Here is a 25,192-nt window from a genome sequence, read left to right on the forward strand (position 1 = left end):
GGCGACACATTGGCCATCTCGTACAGGCCATCGAGCCATCTGAGTGCGCAAATTATATCGCCAACGCCGGCTACAGAGCTACCTAAACGTGAAATGCTCGAGGTGCCTACACCCCACTGGCTGTCACCCCGGGGTTCATCCTGAGATCTCAAGTTGGGCCCCGGCCTTCGCCGGGGTGACAACCGAGTTTTGAGACTGAACGCGGCTTACAGCCAGCCACTCAGCTCGCGCCGCACCATATCCTCGATCATGTCCATGCCGGCCGGGCTGTCATTCAGGCACGGGATATAGGCATATTTCTCGCCCCCGGCCTGGAGAAATGTCTCCTTGCCGCCCATAGCGATTTCTTCGAGCGTCTCGATGCAATCGGCCGAAAATGCCGGCGCCAGGATCGCGACCTTCTTGATGCCCTTGCCCGGCAGTGCTTCCAGCGTCTTGTCGGTATAGGGCTGCAGCCATTCCGTCGGCCCGAACCGGCTCTGGAACGTCACCATCAGCTTCTCTTTCGGCCAGCCGAGATATTCCCGCACCAGCCGCGTCGTCTTGTGGCACTGGCAGTGGTAGGGGTCGCCCTTCTGCAGATATTCGACCGGCATGCCGTGATAGCTGGTGATCACCACATCCGGCTCGAAATCAAGCGCCGCAACCCCGTCCCGGATCGAATTGCCCAGCGTCTCGATATATTTTGGGTCTTCGTAATAGGCCGGCGCCGTGCGCACGGCCGGCTGCCAGCGCATGGTCTTCAGCGCATCAAACGCCTTGTCGTTCGCAGTTGCCGTCGTTGTAGCAGAATACTGCGGGTAGAGCGGCACGAGGAGTATTTTTTGGCAGCCCGCCTTTTGCATCTTTTCGAGCACGCTCTGCGTCGATGGATTGCCATAGCGCATGGCATATTCGACCATCACGCCATCCCCGCTCATACGCTCCGCCAGCGCCTCGGCCTGCCCCCGCGTGATAACGCGCAGCGGACTCTCGTTCCGCTCCTTGTCCCAGACCATGTCATAGGCATGCCCGGCCTTTTGCGGCCGGACATTGAGGATGACCAGATTGAGGATCGGCCACCAAAGCCATTTCGGCGTCTCGATCACGCGCGGATCGGACAGGAATTCCTTGAGATAGCGCCGAACGCTCCAAAAATCCGTCGCATCGGGCGTACCGAGATTGAGCAGCACAACGCCAATCTTCTTTGCGACAACGGGGGGATGGCTGGGAGGCAGGTGATCGGACATGGGGCGCCAGTTTGGAAAACTTCCAGAATTGCCGGCACCATAGCCAGTTCTCACCCCGCCGCAAGGCGGCGATGGGTCGCGCTCTTGGCCCAATCTGACGCGCTAGAGGCTTGCCATCAGCAGCAACACGCCAAACAGCAGCACGAAAACCGCCCCGGCCAGTTCCGCCCACCAGACCACGCCCTGCGCCAACTTGCTGTCACCGCCCCCGAGCCGGCTCACCAACCCCTTGGCGCCCACCGCGAGCGAAGCGAGCACGGCGACGGTTATCGCGGTCCCGAGCCCCATCAGCAGCACCGAAACGACACCCGCCAACAACACGCCCTGCGATAGTGCAAACACCATCACCACCAGCGCCCCGGAGCACGGCCGCAGCCCCACCGCCAGCACCACGCCCAGCTTTTCCCGCCAGCTCCCCTTGAGATCGGCAGGCGCGACAGCATGATGCATATGCTCGGCATGATGCTCATGCGAGTGATCGTGCTCATGCTCATGATGGTGCGCATGGTCATGTCCATGATGATGATCATGGCCGTGATCGTGCCCATCATGATCATGCCAGATGTCCCGTTTCACCGGCTCTTCATGATGATGATGGTGGTGCCCCCAGCCAAAAATCTTGCGCGCGATCAGCCAAACGCCCAGCAGCGCCACCAGCGCATAGCTCAGCACACCAACCCAATAGGCCGCATCGCCCATGGCCGTACTGGTCATCTGCAACACGCCGGCCAACACCAGCACAAAGCCGATTGCCACCAGCGATTGCAGCAGCGCCGAGAGCGCGCTCAGCGCAATGCCCTGGCGCAATTGCCGTTCATTGGCGAGCACATAAGATGAGATCACCACCTTGCCATGCCCCGGCCCGGCCGCATGGAAAATCCCATAAAGAAAGCTCAGCCCGCCCAGCACCCAGAACGCCGTCCAGTCCGTCCGCATCCGGTCGAGCGCATCCGTCATGGCATGATAGAAATTCCGCTGCTGCTCCTGCACCCAGCCGAAAAAACCGCTCCGCGGCAGATTGAGTCCCGGTTCAGGCGGCGGGCCGCCAAAAGGCTTTGCCGGCCGCGCCTGCGCCACATGCGCCGTCGCGTCGAGCGCCGTCACCGGCGCCGGTGCATCACCGCACGAAATGACGATCATCCCCTGCGTGCCGCGCATCGCCGCCGCGAGGTCCGGCGGCAGTTCCAGCACTTCCGGCCCCAGCGCATAGAGCCGCTCTTCGGTCGCCCGATCCATCGGGCGCGGCGGCACCATTTCGGTACTGCAACTTGCCGGCGCATTTTCCAGCGTCACCTGCCCCACATCGGCAAAACTGATCGCCACATAATATTCCGCGTCGAAAATCCCCAGCTCAAAGCGCGGTCCCGGCGCCACCGGCTCGACGGCATTGATGGAAAAATCCAGCGTTACCTTATTGCCCTCGTAGCGCATGCGCTGATCGCCCGCCGACGTGAAATGCACGTCATCGCCGGCCACCGTATAAAACCCATATTCGGCCAGCCCGACCATGTTTTCGTCGGCCAGGTCCTGCATTTCCTCGGACGAGACAATGCCGTCGCCATTGGTATCGAGACCCTGCACCATCCACACCGAAAAGGCCGTGTCAAAAGTCCAGCTATTGCGCAGCGTCGCAATCCGGCCTGCATCGTCAAAAACGACGGCAACCTTGGCATCGATGAAAATATGCGGATGCGCCATGACCGGCTGAACCAGCCCGAACAGCACCAGAAACAGCCCCGCAAACCGCAGAGCCCACGCCCCAAAACGCGAAAAACCCACGCCCCAAACCCGTCAGTTGATCGGGTGCACTGCGAACCAGTCCACCAGATGGTCGATCAATGCCCGCACTTTGCCGGCCAGATGCCGCCGGTGCGGATAAACCGCCTGCAGCGTCTGTCCCGTCGGCAGAAAGCCAGACAGCACCGGCACGAGTTCGCCACTCGCCACCAGCGGGTCAGCGAGATAGGACGGCAATACGACAAATCCGAGGCCCATTGCCGCCGCCTTGCGCGCGGCCAGCGGCGAATTGACCCGCAGCGGCCCGCTCACCGGCACGGAAATCGTCTTGTCATTCTCGATGAAGCGCCAGTTCGATTGGCCCTGCAGATTGACGTCGATGATGCAGGGCAAATGCCTGAGATCATCGGGATGCTGCGGCACACCAATGGTCTTGATCAGCCCCGGCGACGCCCCCACCACCACATGCATATCGGCAATTTTTCGCGCGATCAGCGAAGAATCGCCCAGCGTCGAAATCCGCAAGGCCACATCGATCCCCTCGTCGACGAGATCGACATAACGATCCTCCAGCCGCAGATCGAGCGTCACCTTCGGATACTTCTTGAGATATTCGAAGATCGCTGGCGCCAGTGTCGACTCGCCAAAATTGCGCGGCGCCGAAACCCGCAGCATGCCGCGCGGCTCGGCCGTCTGGTCGGTAATCGTCGCATCGAGATCGTCAAGCTGCTGCAACAGCGAAGAGGCCTCGCGATAGTAAGCCTCCCCCGCCTCGGTCAGGCTCAGTTTCCGCGTCGTGCGGTTCATCAGCCGCACCCCGAGATAGTCCTCGAGATCGGTCACATATTTGCTGAGCAGCGCCTTTGAGCGGCCATGGGAGCGCGCCGCCGCCGAAAATCCACCGGCATCAAAGACCTGCACGAATGCGCGAATGCGGGCAAGATCCTGCAAATTGGCCTCCATTGCCGGGAATCATCCAAACGGCATTGCACCGCTGAACACCACCAATCGACGCATAACTCATCTGCAATGAGTGAACAATAACGGGTCTTGGAACCAGCCGACATTCAGGTCAGGATGAGGCGAAAATGGCGGTTTTCGAGAACCGGAGCGCAGCGTACGTTTGGGTACGTGAGCACCGGAAGCGCAGAAAACTGGCATTTGCAGACCAGCATCACCTGAACGTCGAGTGGTTCTGGGCGTTCTCTGATTAACGATAGGATAGATGCGTCATCGACGCGCAACCGGAGTTCGGACTATTTTCCTGCTCATGGCCAGACCCTCACCCAGCTCCTCGCTCTATCAGCTCATTGCGGCTGGGCAATTGGCGCATAAGGCTTTGCTCGTTCCGCTCAAGGAACGCGGCCTCGAGCCCGGCGACGATGCTGTCCTCTTCGAACTCGGACGCTCCGGCACGACGGAACAGCATCTGGCCGAAACGCTGGGCCTGCCGCTCGACATGCTCGAACCGCGGCTCACCCGCCTCATCGGCCGCGATCTCGTCGATCGCCGCGCCGTCGGCCCCGAGCTCGTTCCTGGCATCGCCCTCACCGAGCGCGGCATCCGCATCCGCAATAGTCTCGCCGATCATTGGGCCCAGCTCGAAGAGGCGCTCCTGGGCGAACTCAAGCCCAAGCAGCGCAAGAAATTCGGCCAGATTCTCCGCCGCTTCACCGACCTTCTGCAATTTTGAGTGTTTTGCCCCCGTCCGGCGCAACGCGCTGACGCTTCGCGCATTTCCTGAAGTGATTGTCTGAAGGCTTCGTTCAGTCTGGGTTCATCCACAATGGGCTTTAGTGGGTACAGGCAAAAACAAGCCAACGACAGGGAAAGGAGAACTCCCATGGCTCTTAATCGCAAGCTGATCACGTCCGCGCTTGCCACCCTGGCAGTGCTGGCGACCACCGCTGCGGCCTCCGCCGCGCCTGCAATCGCCACCGGCAATGTCAACGTGCGCTCCGGTCCGGGCACCGGCTACGCTGTAGTCGATGCGCTGCGTCGCGGCGAACGCGTGGATATCCAATACTGCCGCGGCAGCTGGTGCTTCGTTGAAAAGCGCGGCCCCGATGGCTGGGTTTCCGCCAATTATCTGTCCAGCGGCAATGGCGGCGGATGGAATGGTGGCTGGGATGGCGGCTATGAACCCGCTCCACCGCCGCGCCCGCCGCACTGGAACCCGCGTCCTCCGCGTCCGCCGCACTGGAACCCCAATCCGCGCCCGCCACATTGGGGCGGCGGCCCCCGTCCATATCCGCAGCCCTATCCGGTCAATCCGGGCGCCAGCTTCTGCTTCAACGGCCCCAACGGCTACTTCTGCGCCGGCAGCTAAATCCGGCAGATACGCAAATCAGACGCACCGGGTCCCCACCCGGTGCGTTTTTCATTCCACCGTCAACCGCTCGACATCGACGCCATATCGCTCCAGCGGAGCCCGCGCCTTGCGCACCAAAAATTCGTTTAAGCCATAGGCGACGATCCCGCCCACGGCCACGGCAATGCCAAAACCGCGCCACCCGTCCTGGCTGGCAATCGTGATCGCCGAAAACAACGTCACGCCGCCCACCCCGAGCAGAAACCAGCCCCGTTTCTGGCTCGCCACGCGAAAATTCCGCGCTCCCGCATGCAGCAGATCGCGCAATTCGCTATCGCTCATGGCGACGAGTTCGGCATTGCGCCGCTCGCGCCGGATGGTCTCGATATAGGCGTCCACCCGCCGCAGGGTCAGCGCCTCGCGCGCCTTGGTCACCTTTCCGCGGGTAAGCAGCGTCCAGCCGCCACCGATCAGCAGCAGCACCAAGGCGATTTGTAGCCACATGCAAAAGCCTCCCTTTTCTAAGCTTCACATGCCTATTCGAGCGCGCGCCTGCAAGACCCTCTATTCCTCGCCCACCGGCGCCACCGCCACCCCGGGAATCCGCTTCCGCCGTTCCCGCGCCATCACCACCAGCCCCGCCGCCACGATAACGGCCGCGCCTATGAGCGAGATCGGATCGATCCACTGCCCGAAAACCACAATGCTGAGCACGATGGCCCAGGGCAGCGAGAAATAATTGAACGGCTGCAACACGCTGGCCGGCGCCATGGTCAGCGCATAGACCATTAGCCCGTGGCCGGCACAGGTGGTCAGCATGGTCACGACAACAAGCGCAAAATCGGTCCACGGCATCGGCTGCCAGAAAAATATCCCGACCCCGCTCGACATGACGAGCCCCACCAGCGCGCCATAGGCAAGGCTCGTCGCGGCGCTGTCGCTGGCCGAAACCTGCCGCGTCAAGACTATATAGAGAGCATAAAATGCCGCCGAAGCCAGCGCGAAGGCCACGCCCCATTCAAGCGGCACGCCGCCCGGCCGCAGAATGATCAGCGCCCCCAAAAGCCCCGCCCCGACTGCCGCAAAGCGGAAAACACCGACCTTCTCGCCCAGAATCGGAATCGCAAAAACCGTCACCAGCAGCGGATAGACGATGACGATGGCCTGCAATTCCCCCAGCGCCACGGTCTGCAGCGCAATGGCAAAGCACCAGATATCGGCCATCAACAAGACGCCGCGCAGGATTTGCCGCTTCGGCATTTTCGAATGCAGCGCCTGACGCAGCGGCCCCTGCCGCAGCACGATGATGAGCGCGAAGACGGCAAAGCCCCAATAGCGCATCATAGTGATCTGGAAGGGCGAATGCTCCTGCACCAAGAGCTTGGCGACGGCGTCCTGAACCCCGAAGACGGCGATGGTGGTGAGGGTAAGCGCAATCGCGCGGCCGAGATTGTCCGCGCGTGTATCAAGGGGGGAGGACATGGTCACCGAAGACAAGAGTGTGGCGCCTCGCAAATATCGGCCTCGCGGGGCGCCGGAAGGCTAGCGCAAGATTTAGGCCTTAGCCATGGCGGACTTGACGATGCCCACGATTGCCGTCAGCACGCCACCGCCGACAAGACCCGTCGCGCCCTGCCCGGCAAGAGCGCCGAGATCGAGGCCACCCGTGCCGGCCGCTGCACCCACCAGCGTGTCGAGACCGGGAATCCGGCCAGCAAGCCAAGTGACCACCAGGCCGCCGATCGCACCGACAATGGTATTGCCGGAGGTACCGAGGCTGAGGTTCTTGGCAAGTTGTCCGATAACGTTGCCGCCGGCACCGCCGCCAATCAACTGAACGAGAATAGGCACTAAGACTTCCATTTTAGTCCCCTCTTTTTCACGGAATCTCCAACGTCCGTGTAGAGAAAGTCTAATCCTCCTCGCTCAACAGTGAAAGCACAAAGCTGCTGCCGTATTCTGTCATCGCATCGAGGATAGATGAGGCCGGGGAAGCACTTGCGCTTTTCTCACAACCCTCACGCCCCGATTGAAGCCCACCGTCAATCCGGCCTATTGTCCGCCCGATGTCCGAAACGCCCCGAATCTTTCCAAATCATCCCGGCACAGCGCTCGTCACCGGCGCCAGCACCCGCATCGGCGCCGCCATCGCACGCGCCCTTGCCGGGGCCGGCCACGCTGTCATCGTCCACTTCCGCTCGAACGAAAGCCGCGCGCGTGATCTCGCCGGGGAAATCACCGCAGCCGGCGGCCGCGCCGCCACCGTCAAAGCCGATCTCGCCAGCCGCGCCGACCGCGCCGAGCTGATCGCCAGAGCCCAAAAACCCTTCGGCCCGCTGACGATCCTCGTCAACAATGCCTCGGTCTTTCATCCCGACAGTATCCGCGATGTGAACGAAGAGCTCTGGGACCAGCACTTTTCCATCCACGCCGAAGCCCCCATATTTCTCTCGCGCGACTTTGCCGCGCAGCTGCCCAACGGCGTGGAGGGAAACATCATCAACATGATCGACGAACGGGTTCTAAAACCGAGCCCCGCCTATTTCAGCTATACCCTCTCGAAATCCGTGCTCTGGACCGCCACCCAGACCATGGCCCAGTCCCTCGCGCCCGCCATTCGCGTCAACGCCATTGGCCCCGGCCCCGTCCTGCCCCATGAAGGCCAAAGCGCGGAAGACTTCGAAGAGAGCCTGAAAACCCTGCCGTTGAAACGCCACGCCGACCCCGAAGCCATCGCCCAGGGCGTCCTCGCCATTCTCTCCATGCCATCCTTCACCGGCCAGATGCTCGCCCTCGATGGCGGCAAGCATCTCGATTATCCCAGCCGCCGCGGCCCCACGCCCCGAAAATGACCGACAACACGACCCCCGCCCCCCTTCCCGCCGGCCCCGAAGTCATCAAGAACTTCGTCCGCACCCTGCCCTCGGCGCCGGGCGTCTATCGCATGCTCGATGAAAACGGCGAGGTCATCTATGTCGGCAAGGCGCGCTCGCTAAAATCCCGCGTCACCAATTACACCCGCCCCGAAGGCCTCTCCGTGCGCATCCAGCGCATGATCATGGCCACGGTCTCAATGGAGTTCGTCCGCACCGAGACCGAAGCCGAGGCCCTGCTCCTCGAAGCCAATCTCATCAAGCGGCTGAAACCGCGCTTCAACGTCCTCCTCCGCGACGACAAGAGCTTTCCCTACATTCTGATCGCCACCGATCACGAGGCCCCCGAACTCACCAAACACCGCGGCAGCCGCCGTCGCCCGGGTCACTATTTCGGCCCCTTCGCCTCCGCCGTCGCCGTCAGCCGCACCATCGCGAGCCTCCAAAAGGCCTTCCTCCTCCGCAATTGCTCCGACAGCTTTTACGCTGCAAGAACAAGACCTTGCCTCCAATACCAGATCAAGCGCTGCGCCGGCCCCTGCACCCGCGAAATCAGCCTGGAAGCCTATGGCGAACTCGTTGAAGATGCCCGCCTCTTCCTCACCGGCAAGTCCCAGACCGTCAGGGACCACCTGCAAAAGGACATGGCATCAGCCGCCGAAAACCTCGACTTCGAACGCGCCGCCCTGATCCGCGATCGCCTCGGCGCCCTCGCCGTCGTCCAGTCACAGGGCGGCGATGCCACCGCGCGCAATGTCGAAGAAGCCGACGTTTTCGCCATTCATCACGAAGGCGGCCAGTTCTGCGTGCAGGTCTTCTTCTTCCGTGCCTTCCAGAATTGGGGCAACCACGCCTTCCGCCCCAAGGCCGACGACTCGCTCTCCGACGCCGAAGTCCTCGAAGCCTTCATCGGCCAGTTCTACGAAGACCGCACCCCGCCAAGCCTCGTGCTCCTCAGCCACGACATGTCCGAGCGCGACGTGCTCGAAGAGGCGCTCCGCACCCGCGCCGGTCAAAAGGTCCGCGTCGAGACGCCCCAGCGCGGCGAAAAGCGCGATCTCGTCAATTACGCCCTCCAAAACGCCCGCGAAGCCCTCGGCCGCCAACTCGCCGAAGGCGCCTCCCACCGCGCCCTTTTGGAAGGCGTCGGCGAAATCTTCGGCTTGGAAGAAACCCCGCGCCGCATCGAAGTCTATGACAACTCCCACATTTCCGGCACCAATGCGGTGGGCGGCATGATCGTCGCGGGCGAAGAGGGCTTTTCCAAAAAGCACTACCGCACCTTCAACATCAAATCGACCGACATCACCCCCGGCGACGACTTTGGCATGATGCGCGAGGTCCTCACCCGCCGCTTCACCCGCCTCGCCGCCGAAAGCGAAACCGACGCCGAAGACGAGGCGACCGGCATGCCCGATTGGCCCGATGTCGTCTTCATCGACGGCGGCGCCGGCCAGCTCAATGCCGTGCGCGAAGTCGTCGCCGAACTGAACCTTGCCAAGGAAGTTGTGTTCATCGGCATCGCCAAGGGCGAAGAACGCGACGCAGGGCGCGAAAAATTCTTCATGGAAGGCAAGGACGCCTTCATGCTCCCCCACCGCGACCCCGTCCTCTACTATGTCCAGCGCCTCCGCGACGAAGCCCACCGCTTCGCCATCGGCACCCACCGCGCCCGCCGCAAAAAGGACGTGGTGAAAAACCCCCTCGACGAAATCGAAGGCATCGGCCCCACCAGAAAGCGCGCCCTCCTAAACCACTTCGGCTCCGCCAAAGCCGTAGCCCGCGCCAGCCTGACAGACCTCCAATCCATCCCCACCATCTCCAAAGCCATGGCCCAACTGGTCTACGATCATTTCAATCGGACGTAGCCTGACGCGACGATGGGCGTGAGGCCTTTGCCCCGAAGACCTCATGGTGAGGTGCGCAGCAAAGCGTAGCCTCGAACCACGAGGTTGGGCGAGTGGAGGCCCATTGCCATGCTCGCGCAAAGCACCTCACCATGAGCGCTACGTGAAAACTCTGCGGTGCTCGCGCTAAAACCCTCAGCCCCGTCGAAATCCGCTTACCTCATTCGTCGCACCATCAGAACCCCAACCCCGGAGCGTCCGATGAAATTCCTCACCATGGTCAAAACCCTCAACCCCCAAACCGCCACCCAGCCTCCCGCTGCCCTGATGCACGCCATCGTACAACTCGGCATGGAAGCCGGCACGAAAATGACCGAAACCGGCGGCATGGCGCTGGCCGGCACCGTCACCACCCGCCAGGGCCAGATGATCACCGATGGCCCCTTCGCCGAAGCCAAGGAAATGGTCGGCGGCTACGCCGTCTACGAGCTCGAAACCGAAGCCGAAATCGTCCGCTGGACCGAACGTTTCGTCGATCTCCATCGCAAGCACTGGCCGGAATGGGACGGCGAAGTCACCATTCTCCACCTCCAACAGTTCAATATGGCCGGCTGAGCGCTCCGATGTGATCGCCCCGCGTTCACATCGCCGCAACCACCCTCGCATCCACCCGTTCGTCTCCCAACCCACAAGGAGCCGAACCATGACCGACGAGAACAATCACATCCTGCCGCCCGGCGAAGCGGTCGACCGCATCTGGAAGCTGGCGGAGAAGATCGACATCTGCATGTTCACCACCTGGGACGGCAAGCAGCAGCGTAGCCGCCCCATGTCGGCCCGCATCCGCCGCGCGGAAAACGCTATCTATTTCCTCACCGATCTCGAAGGCCACAAGCTCACGGAGATCGAACAATTTCCCCACGTTTCCCTCGCCTGGGCCGACAATGGCGGCCACAAATACGCAGTCATCGCCGGCGAGGCAGAAGTCCTTAATGACCGCGCCATGATCGCAGACCTTTGGGAAAGCTTCGACAAAGCCTGGTGGGACGACGAAAAGGATCCGCAGATCCGTATCCTCAAGGTAACGCCGGACGATGGCGAGGTTTGGGACAGCCCCAACATGCTGGTCGCCACGGCTAAAATGCTGGTCGCAGCGGCGACCGGCGCCAAGCCCGACATGGGCGACACCGCCAAGGTTCGCATGTAACACGTCCCGCCCGCGGCTCACCCCGCGGGCCTTTCTTTCCATCCCTTCCTACGCCCCGAGAATCGGTTAGCTTGCCCTGCCTTTGGGGAGGGGACACATGGCTATCATCTCGGCATCATCAGTCGAAAAAGTCTTCCGCCAGCCCAAGCGCCAGGCCGGGTTCGGCGGCGCCATCCGCAGCCTGTTCTCCCGCGAATTCACCGAAATTCGCGCCGTCGATGGCATTTCCTTCGCCATCGAGCCCGGCGAAGCCGTGGGCTATCTCGGCCCCAACGGCGCCGGCAAATCCACCATGATCAAGATGATGACCGGCATTCTGGTCCCATCTTCGGGCACGGTGGAAGTCCTCGGCCGCGAGCCCCATAGCCACCGCATCACCAATGCCGCCGAAATCGGCGTCGTCTTCGGCCAGCGCAGCCAACTCTGGTGGGACCTGCCCGTCCGCGACAGCTTTGAGCTCAACCGCCACATCTACGACATCCCCGCCCCGCGCTTTGCCGACAACCTCGCGCGCCTCACCGCCATGCTCGACATGGCATTCTATATCGACCGCCCCGTCCGCCAATTGAGCCTCGGCCAGCGCATGCGCGCCGAAATCGCCATGGCCCTGCTGCACGATCCCAAAATCCTGTTCCTCGACGAACCCACCATCGGCCTCGATGTCGTCGCCAAGGACACGGTTCGAAAATTCCTCGCCGAAGTAAACCGCGAGCGCGGCACCACTATCATTCTCACCACCCACGACCTCGTTGATATCGAGGAAATCTGCCCGCGCCTCATCATGGTCGACGACGGCAAACTGCTCTTCGACGGCGAACTCAAACACCTCCGCACCGCCCTCGGCTCCCGCCGCCGCCTAAAACTCGAATTCGGCACCGATCCCGGTCCCATCACTCTCAAAACCGCTGCGCTCGTCACCGACGAAGGCGCGGCAAAGCACTTCCTCCTCGAAAGCGAACAGACCTCCATTCTCGATGTCCTGACCGAACTCGGCTCCGGCCACGATCTCAAGGACGTAAAGCTCGAAGAGCCCGACATCGAAGAGGTGATCCGCACCTTTTATCGCAACAAGGCCCAGACGGGAGCCGCGCCATGAAGCTCGCCGCCTATCCGGCCTTCACCGCCACGGCCTTCCAGTCCCGCCTCGCTTATCGCAATCAGGTCTGGTCGGGCGTTTTCGGCGAACTGGTTTTTATGTTCGCCCGCATCGCTATCTGGACATCCGTCTTCAGCACCGTGGCCTCGAGTAGCGTCGATGGCGTGACGCTGCCGCAGATGATCACCTATGCCCTCCTCGCGGGCCCGGTGCTCTATTGGGATTATTCGCGCCTGCTGCGCGATATCGGCACGGCGGTAAAATCGGGCGACATCGCCGTCTACCTGCTCAAGCCCCTGCTCTACCCGGCCTATATGCTGGCCAGCCACATCGGCAATTTCCTCTTCGATCTGCTCACGGTCACCGTGCCGGTAGCAATCATCATCGCCTTCACAGTCGGCCTCGTGCCCCCCGCGAGCCTCTTCCATGGCTTCGCGTTCCTGGCCTTCTGGTTCCTCTCCTTCGCCATGCTGTTTCTGCTGACCGCCATCCTTGGCCTCGCCGCCTTCTGGTTGATGACTGCCGATTCCCTCGACTGGTTCTTCAACAGCATCATGACGCTGCTTGCCGGCGGCATCGTCCCGCTCTGGTTCTTCCCCGGCTGGCTCGCCGCCATCGCGGGCAACCTCCCCTTCGCCTGGGTCTCTTACTATCCCGCCGCCATTTATATCGGGCAATTGGACCCGGCCCAGGTGCTGACGGCCTTCGTCGTCGGCCTCCTCTGGTTCGCCGTGTTGCTGGGCTTCCTGCTCTGGATCTGGGCCAGGGCGCGCCACCGCCTCATCGTGCAGGGAGGCTGATATGGCTCGTCTTCACATTGTTATTCCGGCGCTGGTCCACGCCTTCATCAAGAGCAAGACCGAATATCCCGGGGCCATGGTGCTGGGCTGGCTGTCCCAATTCGCCGCCTATGGCTCCATGTACACCACCATTTCCCTCATTCTGGCGCGCTTCGGTACGCTGGGCGGCTGGGTCTGGCCTGAAATCGCCCTGCTCCTGTCGTTCCATCTCCTCGCCTATTCGCTCGGCGCCTCGCTCAGCTTCGTGCAATTCCGCGAGATGGAAGAAAAGGTGCGCATGGGCACGATGGACGCCATCCTCGTAAAACCCATCAGCCCCTGGACCTATATCGTCTTTTCCGGCCTCAATATCGGATATGCCGGGCACATCATCCTCGCCATCGGCCTGATGGTCTGGGCGCTCTCCCAGGTTGAGGTCACCTGGACCATTCAGTCAGCGCTGATGTTTCTCTGCTACCTCGTCAGCGCCGCGATGATCGTAGCCGCCATCATGACCATGATCGGCGCCACCGCGCTTGTCTGGGTCAAGTCCAACCATCTTTTCTCGATCTTCTTCGGCTTCTGGGAATTGGCCCGCTACCCGCTCAACATCTTCCCCCTGCCCTTGCAGATTCTCATGCTCACCTTCGCGCCGCTGGCCTTCATGGCCTATGTCCCCGTGGCCGCAACGCTCGGCAAACCAGTCCCCCTCCTCGGCGATTGGGCTGGCCTCGCCTCCCTGTTGGCAGGCCCCCTCGCCGTTCTCCTGGGCACCCTCCACTGGCGCCACTGCATCCGCAACTATCAGGGCGCGGGTGGATAAAGCCAAAATCTGCAGTAGCCCTCATGGTGAGGTGCGCAGCGTAGCGAAGCCTCGAACCACGAGGGCGTGGCGCCCCGGCCGGCCCTTCTCCTCCCCCTACCAGGGGGAGGCCGGGTGGGGGTCCTTGCCCTAGCCCACCCCTCCCAAAGTCGGGACTCGACACCTCCAGAATCCTCCGCTACACATTTGCCCATGATCAACGCAGCGACCTTTTATTGGTATTTTAGCTATCCGCTCCCGGCGGAGGCTATCGCGCGCGTGTCCTGATCCCCTAGAGACCAGACCCAAATCGCAAGCCAGCCGCCCGAATCCCGAGGCGGCTTTTTTGTTGGCCCCTCGACTAAAAACTCCGAGGACCATCAAATGCTCAAATCCACCGACGACCTTCGCATCACCGAAATAAAACCGCTGACCACGCCCATCGAGGTCATGCGTCAGCACCCGCGCACCGACGCCGCTACCCGCACCGTCCTCGCCGCCCGCCACGCCTTCCACAATATTCTGACCGGTCAGGACGACCGGCTCGCCGTCATCGTCGGCCCCTGCTCCATCCACGATCCCAAGGCGGCGATGGACTATGCCAACCGCCTCGTCGCGCTGCGCGAAACGCTCGGCGATCGCCTCGAAATCATCATGCGCGTCTACTTCGAAAAACCCCGCACCACCGTGGGCTGGAAGGGTCTGATCAACGATCCCGATCTCGATGGCAGCTTCAACATCACCCAGGGGTTGCACACCGCCCGCACCCTGCTGCTCGATGTCGCCAATCTCGGCCTCCCCGCCGCCTGCGAATTCCTCGACATGACGACCCCGCAATACATTGCCGACCTCGTCTCCTGGGCCGCCATCGGCGCCCGCACCACCGAGTCGCAGATCCACCGCGAACTGGCCTCCGGCCTCTCCTGCCCCGTCGGCTTCAAGAACGGCACCGATGGCAATGTCAAAATCGCCCTCGACGCCGTGCTCTCGGCATCGAACCCGCACCATTTCCTCGCCGTCACCAAAGACGGCCGCTCCGCCATCGCCGCCACATCAGGCAATGAGGACTGCCACATCATCCTCCGCGGCGGCAAAACCACCAATTACGACGCCCAGAGCGTCGAAGCCGCGGCTCAGGCCGCGACCAAGGCCGGCCTCAACCCAGCCATCATGATCGACGCCAGCCACGCCAATTCCTCGAAGGATCCGGAAAACCAGCCGCGCGTCCTCGCCGACATCGGCACCCAGCTCACCGCCGGCGACAAACGCATCATCGGCGTCATGATTGAATCGAACCTCGTCGCCGGCCGTCAGGATCTCATCCCCGGCCAGGACCTCGTCTACGGCCAATCCATCACCGACGGCTGCATCGATTGGGACACGACGGTTAAAGCCCTAACCGCCCTCGCCGAAGCCGTCGAAAAGCGCCGCGCGGTCAATAATCAGGCTGTTGCCTGATCTCAAACGCAAAAGCGCCCCCTTCCTTTGGATAGGGGCGCTTGCAAATGAGAGATCGAAGCCGGACTATTCAGCAGCAGTTGGGTGATGGTCGTCGCGCGCCGCATCGTCTTGGCGCTTAAGATAGAGGCCAAACGCTATCAGCGTACCGAAAACAAAAACCGGCCAAAGCCAGAGGATCAGCGTCGTATTCACCTAGTCCTCCATTCCTTTGAGCAATCGTCTTGCAAACATATGTACCATAAGGGCGATGGTTAAGCCAAACCCGCTTAGCGCGACTATGTTCAATATGTTGGTACTGGGATGTATCGTTCCAAGACCAAACCCGATGAAGGGCGCAACGAGCGCTGCAAGTACAGTCCCTGAAGAAACAGCATTAAAAAACGTGGCAGTGAGTTTACGCTGCTCATTCCTTGCGGACTTGTTCACTGCGCTCCGCCCTCAACAGCTCATGAACTCGACCAGCACCACATCAGACGAGCCGCCAAAAGTCGAGTACTCCTTGGCTCATCCCCTCGCCACCCTTGACCCCCCGCCCCCATTCCTGTTCTGTCCCCCCATGGCCAGAAACCCGCTCACCCTCGTCCCGAATATCATCACCATTGCCCGCATCGCGGCGATCGTCCCCATCGTCTATCTGGTGATGGACGGCGACCTTACCCTGCGCATCATCGCACTGGTGCTCTACGTTATTGCGGCGGCCAGCGATTGGGTCGACGGCTACCTCGCCCGCGCCTGGAACCAATATTCCGACCTCGGCCGCATGCTCGACCCTATCGCCGACAAAATCCTCGTCGGCATCCTCATCGCCGCCCTCGCCTGGGATGGCAGCTTTTCCGGCTGGGACATGATCCCGGCCTGCGCCATCCTCTTCCGCGAGTTCTTCATCCCCGGCCTGCGCGAATTCCTTGGCAACGCCGCCGTGGTTCTCCCCGTCAGCCGGTTGGCCAAGTGGAAAACCACCATCCAGCTCGTCGCCCTCGCCGTGGTCCTCGTCGAGCCCCTCGTCCCCGGCCTGCGTCTCGTGTCCGATGTGATCCTCTGGGCCGCCGGCGCGATCACCATCTGGACCGGCTGGAATTACCTCCGCGCCTCCTGGCCGCACCTTTCCGGCACCACAGCGAAATGAAAATCCTCTATTTCGCCTGGCTCCGCGAACGCCTCAACCGCGCCAGCGACGACGTCACCCCGCCCGCCGAGGTAAGAACCCTCAACGACCTCATCACCTGGCTCCGCGCCAATGACGAAGCCCTCGACCTCGCCATGGCGAACCCCAAACAGTTCAAGCTCTCAAAAAACGCCCGCATCGTCCCCTGGGAAACCGAGATCACAGATGCCGACACCATAGCTATCCTGCCGCCGATGACAGGCGGCTGACTCACCCACGGCGTCATCTCCGCGAAAGCGGAAATCCCTGCTTCATCCCGATATCCCCGCTTTCGCGGAGATGACACAGTGATAGTTTGAAAGCCAACGTGGGCCGCTAGAGTGGAACGCATGATCATCATTTCAAACGCCCCCTTCGACCCCGGCGCCCTCCTCACCGAGTTCCAGAACAATCACCCCGAAGCCGGTGCCGCCGTCACCTTCACCGGCATGGTCCGCTCCACGCCCGAGCGCCCGATCACCGCCCTCATCCTCGAATGCTACCCCGACCTCGCCCAAAACGAGATCGCCGCCATCCGCACTGCCGCCATCGCCCGCTTCAACCTCATCGATGCCGCAATCCTCCACCGCTACGGCCGCCTGGTCCCCGGCGAACCCATCATGCAGGTGATGACCCTCGCCCCCCACCGCCAAGCCGCCTTTGACGGCGCCCAATACCTCATGGACTACCTGAAAACCGACGCCCCCTTCTGGAAACAGGAAGAGACCGAAACCGGCACGGAATGGGTGGAAGCAAAAACAGCCGACGACACGGCACGGGATCGCTGGCGCTAATCCAGCCAGGATTTGGGATCAGTCATACCATGTACGATGGCAACCACCAGAATGCCATCCTCAGTGGGCTCGTAGAGCACCAGATATGACCCCACAACCAAGTGCCGCGCTTCCGCGCTTATGTCCTTGCGCGACGCGCCTATACCAGGATTCTCAGTAGCCAGCATAATTGATTCATGTATTCGACGCAGCACACCATTGGCTGCTTGCCGGTTGTGTTGGGCAATATAGCGCCAAATGACATTGATCTGCTTGTTGGCCCGCGGTGAAAACCGCGATTTAGGCACGCTTTTCGTACTCGGCGTTTAATTCAGCAAGCAACTCGTTGAAGTCAATTTCAACCGGCGTTCCACTATCAAGTCCAGCTTGATATTCCCGCCGCAGCCACTCGACCTCCTCCGTCTTTGCCGCTTCCCGCTTCTCCCAAAGCGTCAGCGCCGCGCGCACTGCCTCGCTATCCGACGCAAACTTACCCTCGGCCACCGCCTCCTCAAGAAGCGATGCCTGCTCTTCCGTCACCGATATGGTCAGCGTCTTCATAACCCCACCATATCAAACTCCCGCCCACCCATCAAAAACAAAAAGGCCGGACATCCCTGCCCGGCCCCTTCCATCTCAAATCCGGCGAAAACCCTACTCCGCCGCCGCCCGCTTTGGCTGCACCGCGACCGAATATGCATCGATCAGCGTCCGGCACCCTTCGCCCGGCGTAAACTTGAAATCCCCGATCACCGAAACCGGCGTCACTTCCGCGGCCGTGCCGGTGAGGAAGCATTCGTCGAACTGGCTCAGTTCTTCGGGCATGATATGCCGCTCGGTGACGGTAAAGCCGTTTTCCTTGGCCAGCGCGATCAGCGTCTGCCGCGTCAAACCATTGAGGAAGCAATCCGGCGTCGGCGTCGTGATGTCTTTGCCCTTGATAAAGAACACGTTGGCGCCCGTGGCTTCAGCCACATAGCCGCGATAGTCCAGCATCAGCGCATCGGCATAGCCGTTGGCCATGGCGTGGTCCTTGGAAAGCGTGCAGATCATGTAAAGACCCGCCGCCTTGGCCGAAGATGGAATGGTCTCCGGGCTCGGGCGCTTCCACTTGCTCCATTCGAGGCGGATCCCCTTGAGCTTTTCCTCGACCGAGAAATAACTCGGCCAGACCCAGGCCGCGATCGCCACATGCACCTTGTTGTTGCGCGCCGGCACCGACAGCTCTTCCGAGCCGCGCCAGGCGACGGGACGCACATAGGCGTCAACGAGGCCATTCTTGTCGAGCACGAGCCGCTTTGCCGCTTCGATCTCGTCGACCGAATAGGGGAAGGGCATATCGAGCGTTGCCGCCGAACGGATCAGGCGTTCGGTGTGCTCGCGCGATTTGAAAATTTCGCCGCCATAAGCGCGTTCGCCTTCAAATACCGAGCTGGCATAGTGAAGCCCGTGCGTCAGTACGTGAATCTTCGCGTCCTTCCACGGCTTGAGTTCGCCGTCGAACCAAATCCAGCCATCGCGCTGGTCCATGGGCACGCCTGCCATGATCCTCTCCAGAGTCTTTGTTTTTGCCGTTTGCACGCGAAACGGACGTTCCCTTGATCATGCCCCAAGGGCCATGCCCTTGGCAAACCTGAATGTCTTTGGGATAAGACGGAACGCCTGCGCGATGGAGTGACAATGGCAGAGAGCCAAAAAAATGTCAACAAGGCTGACATAAATTCTGCAAAACCCGCAGAAGCCGGGCTCCCGCTCGACATCATGGGCCTGTTCTTCTTCGCCTATCGCGATTTCACCGGCGATGCCGATGCCCTGCTCGATCGCCAGGGTTTTGGCCGCGCCCATCATCGCGTGCTGTATTTCGTCAACCTGCGCCCCGGCATGCCGGTGGCCGACCTGCTCGATATCCTCAAAATCACCAAGCAGAGCCTTGCCCGCGTGCTCCGCCAGTTGATCGACAATGGCTATATCGAACAGAAAACCGGCCATTCCGACCGCCGCCAGCGCCTGCTTTTCGCCACCGACAAGGGCCGCAGCCTGTTCGCCACGCTCTCGGCCACCCAGGCGAGCCGCATCGAAGACGCCATCGCCGCCCTGCCCCCCGAAGGCGCCCGCATGGTGCGGCAGTTCCTTGTCAGCATGGTCGAGCCTTCCGATCGTTCGGTGCTCGATCGGCTGAACCTGACCCTCAATCTCTGAAATTTTTGAGATCTCAAATTGGGGCCCGCTCAAAGCCGGGATAGCCCCCGCGCCGGATCGAGCAGCCGGGAGTCCCATTCCGCTCCAAATAAAACACTTGTCCATCAATGCCTTATCCGGCACTCTAGAATCGTTTTAATATCGGCGCCTGACCTTCAGGAGCGGCAGATTCTTAGTCTGGTTCAATATTTATCCGAAGCCCAGCGTCTGGAGCAGCAGGGCGAACTGGTCGAAGCCATCTGGTGCTACGAGACTATTTTGCGTGATCCGCTGGTCGGGGAAGACCGGCCCACCCTGCAAGCCGCCGGCCTTGGCCTGGGCCTGCTGCTGATCACCGAAGCCCGCCATTGCGACGAACCAGGCCGCGTCGAACGCCTCGTCAATCGCGCTATTTCAGCCCTGTCCACCGCCAGCCGATCGGACCCCGCCGAGCCCACCCTGAGTCTCGCCCTTGCCGAAGCGCACATCCTGCGGTTTCAACTCTCGGGCCAGACGCAGGATCTCCTCGCCGCCAATATCCAACTGGATGGATTGTCTGAAACAGAGAACCCGCCGCTAGAGCGCATCACCGCGCTCCGGGCCCTTCTCACAGCGCAGCGATAGCGGGGTTCGTGTTTCGAATGGGAGGACTTGGCACAATGGTTTCCCCTTCCACGCGCTATCACCATGACAGACGAACTACGTCCTTCGAACTGCTTCCTGCGAACTGCCAAGCATCTCGAAATCCCATCCACGACGTCATTCCCGCGAAAGCGGGAATCCCCCGTTAGAAACGCAGGTCCCCGAGTTCTCAAACGAAGTGCAACACCAGTTTAAGGTGCGCCTCAGACCCCGATCGGATCGAGGTTGCCCCACCCATCCTCCATTAGATCATTTCTTTTTGCTCTGAAACGCCAATCCAAGAGGCCTCATGGTGAGGTGCTTTGCAGAGCAAAGCCTCGAACCACGAGGTCGAGCGAGTGGAGGCTTCCTGCCACGCCCATAGCCCGACACGCGGCTCTGGAGGAGGCCTACTTTTGTTTCAGGTCTTAAAACCAGAGGATCGCTTCAAGCCATCCAGCCCTCAGCCCCGCCCCAATTCCTCGCTCCGCTTCCGCGCCGCTGCCACCGCGCGATCCATCAGCGGCGTCAGGCCATCTTCACCCATCAACACATTCAGCGCCGCCGCCGTCGTGCCATTGGGCGAAGTCACATTCTGGCGCAACACACTTGCCGGCGCCGCATCGGCCTCCAGCAGCGCGGCCGAACCGATAACGGTCTGCCGCGCCAGCACCATGGCCACATGCTCGTCGAGCCCCTGCGCCACCCCGGCCGCCGCCAGTGCTTCCACGAGGTTGAACACATAGGCCGGCCCCGACCCCGAAACCGCCGTCACCGCATCGAGATCGCCTTCGTCGTCAAACCAGACCACCAGCCCCGCGGCCGAAAGCAGAGCCTCCGCCGCCGACCGCCCATCCTGATCGACCCCGCTTCCGGCAACGACACCCGTGACACCCTTGCCGATCTGAGCGGGCGTATTGGGCATGCTGCGCACCACCCGGTCCGTCCCGGTGCCGCTCGCCAGTCGCGCCAGCGAAATCCCCGCCGCGATGGACACCACCAGCGTCTGCGGCCCGATCACCGGCACAAGGCTCGCCATCACCTCGTCGATGATCTGCGGCTTCACCGCCAGCACCAGCACATTGGGCAAAAGCCCCACGGCATGGTCGTAAATCTTGAGGTCATACTCAGCCGCGAAAGCCTTGGTTTCTTCGCTCGGCCGCGGCTCCACCAGTACCAGATTGGTCGGCGGCAATCCCGCTTCCAGCCACCCGGTCGCCAGCGCCATACCCATCTTGCCGGCACCAACCAGCATGACCGGCCCGATCGCGCGCAAATTCGCCATCACGCTTCTCCCACGGTTTCGAACATCACATGGCTCAGGGCATCCGCCGCCGATTTGCCTGCCCAGACGACGAACTGGAAAGCCTGATAGTAGAGATCGCAGCTATCGCTGGCCGAACGCAAGAGCGCCTCGCATTGCTGCGGCGACACATCCGCGCCGCCGGTCAGCAGATGCGAATTGCGGAAGAGCACGACCCCTTCCTTGTTCCAGATATCGAAGTGGCCGATCCAGAGCTGCTCGTTGATCATGCTGATCAACTGCCGCACTTCAGCGCGCCGTCCATCGGGCACTTTCAGATCGAAAGCACAGGCCACATGGAGACTTTCGAGATCTTCCATCCAGTTGAACGACACATGATAGTCGCTCCAGCCGCCGCGCACCGAAATCGAGATTTCGTCAGCGTCCTGGCGCTCGAAATTCCAGTCATTGATCGATGCGATATGCTCGACGAGGTCCACCGGATGGGACACGCGATCGGGCTCGTGGGCAATCAAGGACATTGGCCGTTTCCATGCTGGCTTGGCTACTGTCGAATGCACCAAGAGGGGCGCATCACGAATGCGGACCCGCTCTCGCGCCTCCTCTGGCCCTCGAATCGTCCACAATGGAAAAGGTACACCGCGTTAGCGATTCAGGGAGTGCGGCTGGTCCCAAAGAGCCCAATCTCTTGTGGATGACGGTAACGAGTTGTTAACCGCGAGCGTAAAGCGATCCCGAACTCGAAATCTGTAGCTCCCTACACACCCTCCCAACCTGCTCCATCAAGGGGAGGTGTCGGTCCGGTGAATTGGCAAGAAGGTTCCCCGAACTCGATCGGCACCTCCCCCTTGATGGGGGAGGTTGGGAGGGGGTGACGGCAAGCATTGCAGATAAGGCGACGCGCCCCTAACCAAGGCTCTCCGGCCCCGCCCATCCATGCCGGATGGATTCGCCCCAGCCGGGAAACCCATTGGCTTCCGCCAGCTTCGCCGCCGCTTCCGTATCATAGGGCACGGCAATCAGCGCCGTCTGCCATCCACGCCGCCCTTTCTCGACCACCGCATAATGCGCATCCGGCGACCCACGCACCAATTGCATCCCGACCGAACCGGGATTGGCAATCAACCGCCCATCCGTCAGCCGCAATGTCCGTGCGATATGGGTATGCCCGCAAAGAATAACCGCCCTATCGATCCCATCAGCATGCCTCGCCACCTCCTCCTCGGCAGGCAGCGTCGTCGTGCGACCATCATAGAAATTATCGAGCCACGGCGCTTCATCGTCGTCGGGCGTGCCGTGACAGACGAAAATCTCGTCGCCCACCCGCGCCGTCGCCGGAAGTCCCGCGAGCCAGACCAATTGCTCAGGCAACAGACACCCCCGCGCAAACCGGTCCACCGCCCCTGCCCGGCGCGAGGCGGGATCAACCGTCCAGCGATCGTGATTGCCGCGAATGGCCACGGCATTGAGCCCCATCAGCCGCTCCGCCGCGCCGGCCGGGTCGATCGGCCCGCTCACATGGTCACCCAGCAACACCACGGCATCGACATGCTCGCCGGCCATATGCTCAAGCACGGCGTCCAGCGCCGGCGCATTGCCATGCACGTCTGAAAGAACAGCGAGCCGCAAGGTTTTATGCGGTTTTTGCGGCCTTGAGCGCAGCCAGTTCTGTGCGCAACGCGTCGATCTCTTCGCCCTGCACCTGCACCAGCTCGCGCAGCGCGTCAAAATCCTCGCGCTTGACCAGTTCCATATCGGCAACGATCCGCTGGGCCTGCGATTTGGCGACGGTTTCCACTTCTCGGCGCACGCCATCGGCCACGCCCGCAGCCTCGTTCATGATCCGGCCAAGGCCATCAAAAATCTTGCTGCTCTGGTTCATGGCTTTTTCCAACTCTTGGGTTGCGCGTCTGGCTTCTATGTAAGCCAGCCCTCCGCGCTTGACCAGTGCGGTGAGAGGCCGCGGGGCATTTCGGGCCGAACTTCAGTAAAACCAGCCACGTTGCCTAACCATTAACCATATACTACTGTTGTCTTGCTTGATTTGTTTTCATCTGAAAATTCAAGGGGGCACGATGAAAAGTACATTTCTGGCGGCATTAGCCGCTTCTTTTATATCGTTAGGCGCCGCCCATGGCGCCGATCTGGTTCTCGGCCATCCGGCTCCGCTGGTCATTCCTGATGCCGGTTTTGATTGGTCGGGCCTTTATGCAGGCCTCAATGCCGGTTACATCGGCGGCGAAGCCAAGTCCGTCGGCGCGGTCACCGGCGTCACCACCAATGTTCCGGTCTCAGGCGGCCTGATCGGCGGCACCCTGGGCTTCAATGCGCAATTCGATCGCATCGTACTCGGCCTCGAAGGCGACATCGCCTGGACCGGCGCAACCGGCACCGCAGTCTGCGCCGCAAACCCGGCCTATAATTGCCAGGGCCAACTCGATTGGCTGGGCACGATCAAGGGCCGCGCCGGCTTCGCCGTGGACCGCGTCCTGTTCTTCGGCACCGCCGGTTTTGCTGCCGGCAACACCACGGCCAACGTCACCCCTGCCGCCCCGGCCCAGACCAACACTTTTGCGGGCACAATGGGTGGCTGGACTGTCGGCGCCGGCATCGAAGCCTTCGTCAGCGACGCCATCACCGTCAAGGCCGAATACAGCTATGTCAGCCTCGGCGGCCTGCAAGCCCCCATCGGCACACTCTCCAGCGTCCAGGCCTCCGACCTGACCACCACCAACCACATCTTCCGCCTCGGCGTGAACTACCACTTCTAGAGCACGTTCCGCCTAAACCCACCCGCTGTCATCCCGGCCCCAAAGCCGGGGTGACACTCCAGTGCATCGACCCACGGGCTCAACACCTACCGCGTCACCGCATCCCCCGCCTCGGACACACCAATCTTTTCCAGCACCCGATCCATCGGCTCAAACCGCGTCCAGAACCGCACCGGGATCTTCACATCCGCCCCCAGCGAGCCACTCTCCTCGAACCAGGTCTGGGTATAGTTCGCGTCGCTCAGTTGCAGCCCTCCATTGACGGTCCAGCTCTTGGCATAAAGCCCGGACAGTTCCGCCAGTGTTTCCGGCGCCACATCGGGTCGCGCCCGCGCCATCGCCTCCACCCAAAGCTGCGGATCGCCCGCAAAATCGCGCGCCGCCAGCGTCAACGCCTCCAGCACCGCATCGACTTCGCCGGCGCGATCCTTCAATACCCCGGCCGAAACGACATTGACCTTGGTCAGCACCGGCGCCGCGCGATAAAACTCCGCGGCATCGACGAGAATATCGAGCCCCGTGCGATCCGGCATGGCCAGAAACACCCCGATCGACATGGTCGTGGCATCGACCCGCCCCTGCGCCAGTGCCTGCGCCCGCACCGCCGGATCGCCAAGCGGCACATAGGTCATCTCTTCGATCCTGGTGCCCCGACTCTGTAGCACCAGCCGCGACAGCGTATAGTCGAGGCTGTTCTCCCGCCCGACCCCAAAGGTACCATTGCTGAGGCTGTCGAAGCTCACGCCATCCCGCGCCGCAATAATATAGGGAATGGCCTTGTCGGTCGAACCGACAGCCACAAGGCTCTTGTCGCCCCGCGCATAAAGCCCCAGCAGTGCCTCGACCGAAATATTGGCCATCTCGCCGCCACCCGTCAGCAGCGCCGTGATCGCCATCGGCGTCTGCGCCGCCGGCACCAGTTCCACTTCGACCCCCGCCCGCTCGAAATACCCCTCGCTCAGTGCCAGATGCAGCACCGAATTGGGCACCAGCGGCACCTCCGTCGAGGTGACGATAATGCGAAACGGCGCCGCTGCCACCGGCACCAGCGAAAGACCTGCCAACACCATGGCAATAGCGATGTAGGTGATCTTCATCT

The 25,192-nt window shown here is 61.7% G+C and carries 31 protein-coding genes; 16 read left to right on the plus strand and 15 right to left on the minus strand.

What is annotated here, in order from left to right; translation table 11 throughout:
• Positions 1-206 precede the first annotated feature (206 nt).
• The 3 genes from hemH to ASD83_RS08750 all read right to left on the minus strand — a co-directional run bounded on the left by hemH (position 207) and on the right by ASD83_RS08750 (position 3,917).
• Positions 207-1,229, minus strand: a complete 1,023-nt coding sequence (gene hemH / locus ASD83_RS08740; RefSeq protein WP_056310021.1) for a ferrochelatase — start codon at positions 1,227-1,229, stop codon at positions 207-209.
• Between the two features lie 102 nt (positions 1,230-1,331).
• Positions 1,332-3,008 (minus strand): DUF1007 family protein, encoded by a 1,677-nt coding sequence (locus ASD83_RS20920; protein ID WP_056310023.1) that lies wholly within the window; start codon positions 3,006-3,008, stop codon positions 1,332-1,334.
• Between the two features lie 12 nt (positions 3,009-3,020).
• The gene (locus ASD83_RS08750) at positions 3,021-3,917 is read right to left on the minus strand and encodes a LysR family transcriptional regulator (RefSeq protein ID WP_200946487.1); all 897 of its coding nucleotides are present in this window, start codon (positions 3,915-3,917) and stop codon (positions 3,021-3,023) included.
• Positions 3,918-4,236: 319 nt separating this feature from the next.
• Here ASD83_RS08750 and ASD83_RS08755 point away from each other — a divergent pair, with 319 nt between their 5' ends.
• The gene (locus tag ASD83_RS08755; RefSeq protein WP_056310028.1) at positions 4,237-4,659 is read left to right on the plus strand and encodes a MarR family winged helix-turn-helix transcriptional regulator; all 423 of its coding nucleotides are present in this window, start codon (positions 4,237-4,239) and stop codon (positions 4,657-4,659) included.
• A 150-nt stretch (positions 4,660-4,809) separates the two neighbouring features.
• Positions 4,810-5,295, plus strand: a complete 486-nt coding sequence (locus ASD83_RS08760; RefSeq protein ID WP_056310030.1) for an SH3 domain-containing protein — start codon at positions 4,810-4,812, stop codon at positions 5,293-5,295.
• Positions 5,296-5,346: 51 nt separating this feature from the next.
• Here the strand turns inward: ASD83_RS08760 and ASD83_RS08765 are convergent, their stop codons facing one another.
• The 3 genes from ASD83_RS08765 to ASD83_RS08775 form a co-directional block, all read right to left on the minus strand.
• The gene (locus ASD83_RS08765) at positions 5,347-5,781 is read right to left on the minus strand and encodes a hypothetical protein (protein ID WP_056310032.1); all 435 of its coding nucleotides are present in this window, start codon (positions 5,779-5,781) and stop codon (positions 5,347-5,349) included.
• 60 nt (positions 5,782-5,841) lie between these two features.
• Positions 5,842-6,759, minus strand: coding sequence for a DMT family transporter (locus ASD83_RS08770; protein WP_056310034.1), 918 nt, complete (start codon positions 6,757-6,759; stop codon positions 5,842-5,844).
• A gap of 72 nt (positions 6,760-6,831) precedes the next feature.
• Entirely contained in the window at positions 6,832-7,140 is a 309-nt protein-coding gene (locus ASD83_RS08775; protein WP_056310035.1) for a hypothetical protein, read from the minus strand.
• Between the two features lie 203 nt (positions 7,141-7,343).
• Between ASD83_RS08775 and ASD83_RS08780 the strand changes: the two genes are divergently transcribed.
• The 8 genes from ASD83_RS08780 (at position 7,344) to ASD83_RS08815 (ending at position 15,339) form a co-directional block, all read left to right on the plus strand.
• Positions 7,344-8,129 (plus strand): SDR family oxidoreductase, encoded by a 786-nt coding sequence (locus ASD83_RS08780; protein ID WP_056310037.1) that lies wholly within the window; start codon positions 7,344-7,346, stop codon positions 8,127-8,129.
• Positions 8,126-10,018: an excinuclease ABC subunit UvrC gene (gene uvrC, locus ASD83_RS08785; protein ID WP_056310039.1), complete on the plus strand. Its 1,893-nt coding sequence runs from the start codon at positions 8,126-8,128 to the stop codon at positions 10,016-10,018. The genes ASD83_RS08780 and uvrC overlap by 4 nt, the downstream gene beginning before the upstream one ends.
• 240 nt (positions 10,019-10,258) lie before the next feature.
• On the plus strand, positions 10,259-10,612 hold the full coding sequence (locus tag ASD83_RS08790) for a YciI family protein (RefSeq protein WP_056310041.1): 354 nt from the start codon (positions 10,259-10,261) through the stop codon (positions 10,610-10,612).
• 88 nt (positions 10,613-10,700) lie between these two features.
• Positions 10,701-11,204, plus strand: coding sequence for a pyridoxamine 5'-phosphate oxidase family protein (locus ASD83_RS08795; RefSeq protein WP_056310043.1), 504 nt, complete (start codon positions 10,701-10,703; stop codon positions 11,202-11,204).
• A 97-nt stretch (positions 11,205-11,301) separates the two neighbouring features.
• Positions 11,302-12,300, plus strand: coding sequence for an ATP-binding cassette domain-containing protein (locus tag ASD83_RS08800; RefSeq protein WP_056310045.1), 999 nt, complete (start codon positions 11,302-11,304; stop codon positions 12,298-12,300).
• A complete protein-coding gene (locus tag ASD83_RS08805; RefSeq protein WP_056310047.1) occupies positions 12,297-13,100 on the plus strand; it encodes an ABC transporter permease in 804 nt (267 codons plus the stop codon). Before ASD83_RS08800 ends, ASD83_RS08805 begins: the two co-directional genes overlap by 4 nt.
• A 1-nt stretch (position 13,101) precedes the next feature.
• Positions 13,102-13,902 carry an ABC transporter permease gene (locus tag ASD83_RS08810; RefSeq protein ID WP_056310049.1) on the plus strand — a complete coding sequence of 267 codons (801 nt, stop codon included), beginning with the start codon at positions 13,102-13,104 and terminating at the stop codon, positions 13,900-13,902.
• A 363-nt stretch (positions 13,903-14,265) separates the two neighbouring features.
• On the plus strand, positions 14,266-15,339 hold the full coding sequence (locus tag ASD83_RS08815) for a 3-deoxy-7-phosphoheptulonate synthase (protein WP_056310051.1): 1,074 nt from the start codon (positions 14,266-14,268) through the stop codon (positions 15,337-15,339).
• Between the two features lie 66 nt (positions 15,340-15,405).
• Here ASD83_RS08815 and ASD83_RS21455 read toward each other — a convergent pair whose 3' ends face one another.
• On the minus strand, positions 15,406-15,534 hold the full coding sequence (locus ASD83_RS21455) for a hypothetical protein (protein WP_274532576.1): 129 nt from the start codon (positions 15,532-15,534) through the stop codon (positions 15,406-15,408).
• 364 nt (positions 15,535-15,898) lie between these two features.
• Here ASD83_RS21455 and pgsA point away from each other — a divergent pair, with 364 nt between their 5' ends.
• The 3 genes from pgsA to ASD83_RS08830 all read left to right on the plus strand — a co-directional run bounded on the left by pgsA (position 15,899) and on the right by ASD83_RS08830 (position 17,280).
• Positions 15,899-16,468, plus strand: a complete 570-nt coding sequence (gene pgsA / locus ASD83_RS08820; RefSeq protein WP_056310053.1) for a CDP-diacylglycerol--glycerol-3-phosphate 3-phosphatidyltransferase — start codon at positions 15,899-15,901, stop codon at positions 16,466-16,468.
• Positions 16,465-16,716 (plus strand): MoaD/ThiS family protein, encoded by a 252-nt coding sequence (locus tag ASD83_RS08825; protein WP_056310055.1) that lies wholly within the window; start codon positions 16,465-16,467, stop codon positions 16,714-16,716. The genes pgsA and ASD83_RS08825 overlap by 4 nt, the downstream gene beginning before the upstream one ends.
• Positions 16,717-16,836: 120 nt before the next feature.
• Positions 16,837-17,280 carry a molybdenum cofactor biosynthesis protein MoaE gene (locus tag ASD83_RS08830; protein ID WP_056310056.1) on the plus strand — a complete coding sequence of 148 codons (444 nt, stop codon included), beginning with the start codon at positions 16,837-16,839 and terminating at the stop codon, positions 17,278-17,280.
• Here ASD83_RS08830 and ASD83_RS08835 read toward each other — a convergent pair.
• The 3 genes from ASD83_RS08835 to ASD83_RS08845 all read right to left on the minus strand — a co-directional run bounded on the left by ASD83_RS08835 (position 17,277) and on the right by ASD83_RS08845 (position 18,804).
• Entirely contained in the window at positions 17,277-17,567 is a 291-nt protein-coding gene (locus tag ASD83_RS08835; protein ID WP_082561075.1) for a type II toxin-antitoxin system RelE/ParE family toxin, read from the minus strand. The genes ASD83_RS08830 and ASD83_RS08835 overlap by 4 nt on opposite strands.
• Positions 17,560-17,820, minus strand: coding sequence for a type II toxin-antitoxin system ParD family antitoxin (locus ASD83_RS08840; RefSeq protein ID WP_056310058.1), 261 nt, complete (start codon positions 17,818-17,820; stop codon positions 17,560-17,562). The genes ASD83_RS08835 and ASD83_RS08840 overlap by 8 nt, the downstream gene beginning before the upstream one ends.
• Before the next feature lie 93 nt (positions 17,821-17,913).
• Positions 17,914-18,804 carry a branched-chain amino acid aminotransferase gene (locus ASD83_RS08845; protein ID WP_056310060.1) on the minus strand — a complete coding sequence of 297 codons (891 nt, stop codon included), beginning with the start codon at positions 18,802-18,804 and terminating at the stop codon, positions 17,914-17,916.
• A gap of 135 nt (positions 18,805-18,939) precedes the next feature.
• Between ASD83_RS08845 and ASD83_RS08850 the strand changes: the two genes are divergently transcribed.
• On the plus strand, positions 18,940-19,458 hold the full coding sequence (locus tag ASD83_RS08850; RefSeq protein WP_082561076.1) for a MarR family transcriptional regulator: 519 nt from the start codon (positions 18,940-18,942) through the stop codon (positions 19,456-19,458).
• Positions 19,459-19,716: 258 nt separating this feature from the next.
• A complete protein-coding gene (locus ASD83_RS08855; RefSeq protein ID WP_056310062.1) occupies positions 19,717-20,061 on the plus strand; it encodes a hypothetical protein in 345 nt (114 codons plus the stop codon).
• 460 nt (positions 20,062-20,521) lie between these two features.
• Here the strand turns inward: ASD83_RS08855 and proC are convergent, their stop codons facing one another.
• The 4 genes from proC to ASD83_RS08875 all read right to left on the minus strand — a co-directional run bounded on the left by proC (position 20,522) and on the right by ASD83_RS08875 (position 23,204).
• Positions 20,522-21,343: a pyrroline-5-carboxylate reductase gene (gene proC, locus ASD83_RS08860; RefSeq protein WP_056310064.1), complete on the minus strand. Its 822-nt coding sequence runs from the start codon at positions 21,341-21,343 to the stop codon at positions 20,522-20,524.
• Entirely contained in the window at positions 21,343-21,843 is a 501-nt protein-coding gene (locus ASD83_RS08865) for a YbjN domain-containing protein (protein WP_056310065.1), read from the minus strand. Before ASD83_RS08865 ends, proC begins: the two co-directional genes overlap by 1 nt.
• 385 nt (positions 21,844-22,228) lie before the next feature.
• Positions 22,229-22,951, minus strand: coding sequence for a metallophosphoesterase family protein (locus ASD83_RS08870; RefSeq protein WP_156385894.1), 723 nt, complete (start codon positions 22,949-22,951; stop codon positions 22,229-22,231).
• Between the two features lie 4 nt (positions 22,952-22,955).
• Entirely contained in the window at positions 22,956-23,204 is a 249-nt protein-coding gene (locus tag ASD83_RS08875; RefSeq protein ID WP_056312240.1) for an accessory factor UbiK family protein, read from the minus strand.
• 193 nt (positions 23,205-23,397) lie between these two features.
• Between ASD83_RS08875 and ASD83_RS08880 the strand changes: the two genes are divergently transcribed.
• The gene (locus tag ASD83_RS08880) at positions 23,398-24,093 is read left to right on the plus strand and encodes an outer membrane protein (protein ID WP_056310069.1); all 696 of its coding nucleotides are present in this window, start codon (positions 23,398-23,400) and stop codon (positions 24,091-24,093) included.
• An 86-nt stretch (positions 24,094-24,179) separates the two neighbouring features.
• Here the strand turns inward: ASD83_RS08880 and ASD83_RS08885 are convergent, their stop codons facing one another.
• Complete coding sequence (locus ASD83_RS08885; protein ID WP_056310071.1) at positions 24,180-25,190, minus strand: ABC transporter substrate-binding protein; 1,011 nt, start codon at positions 25,188-25,190, stop codon at positions 24,180-24,182.
• Between the last annotated feature and the right edge of the window lie 2 nt (positions 25,191-25,192).

The organism is Devosia sp. Root685 (assembly GCF_001427875.1).
Taxonomy (GTDB): domain Bacteria; phylum Pseudomonadota; class Alphaproteobacteria; order Rhizobiales; family Devosiaceae; genus Devosia.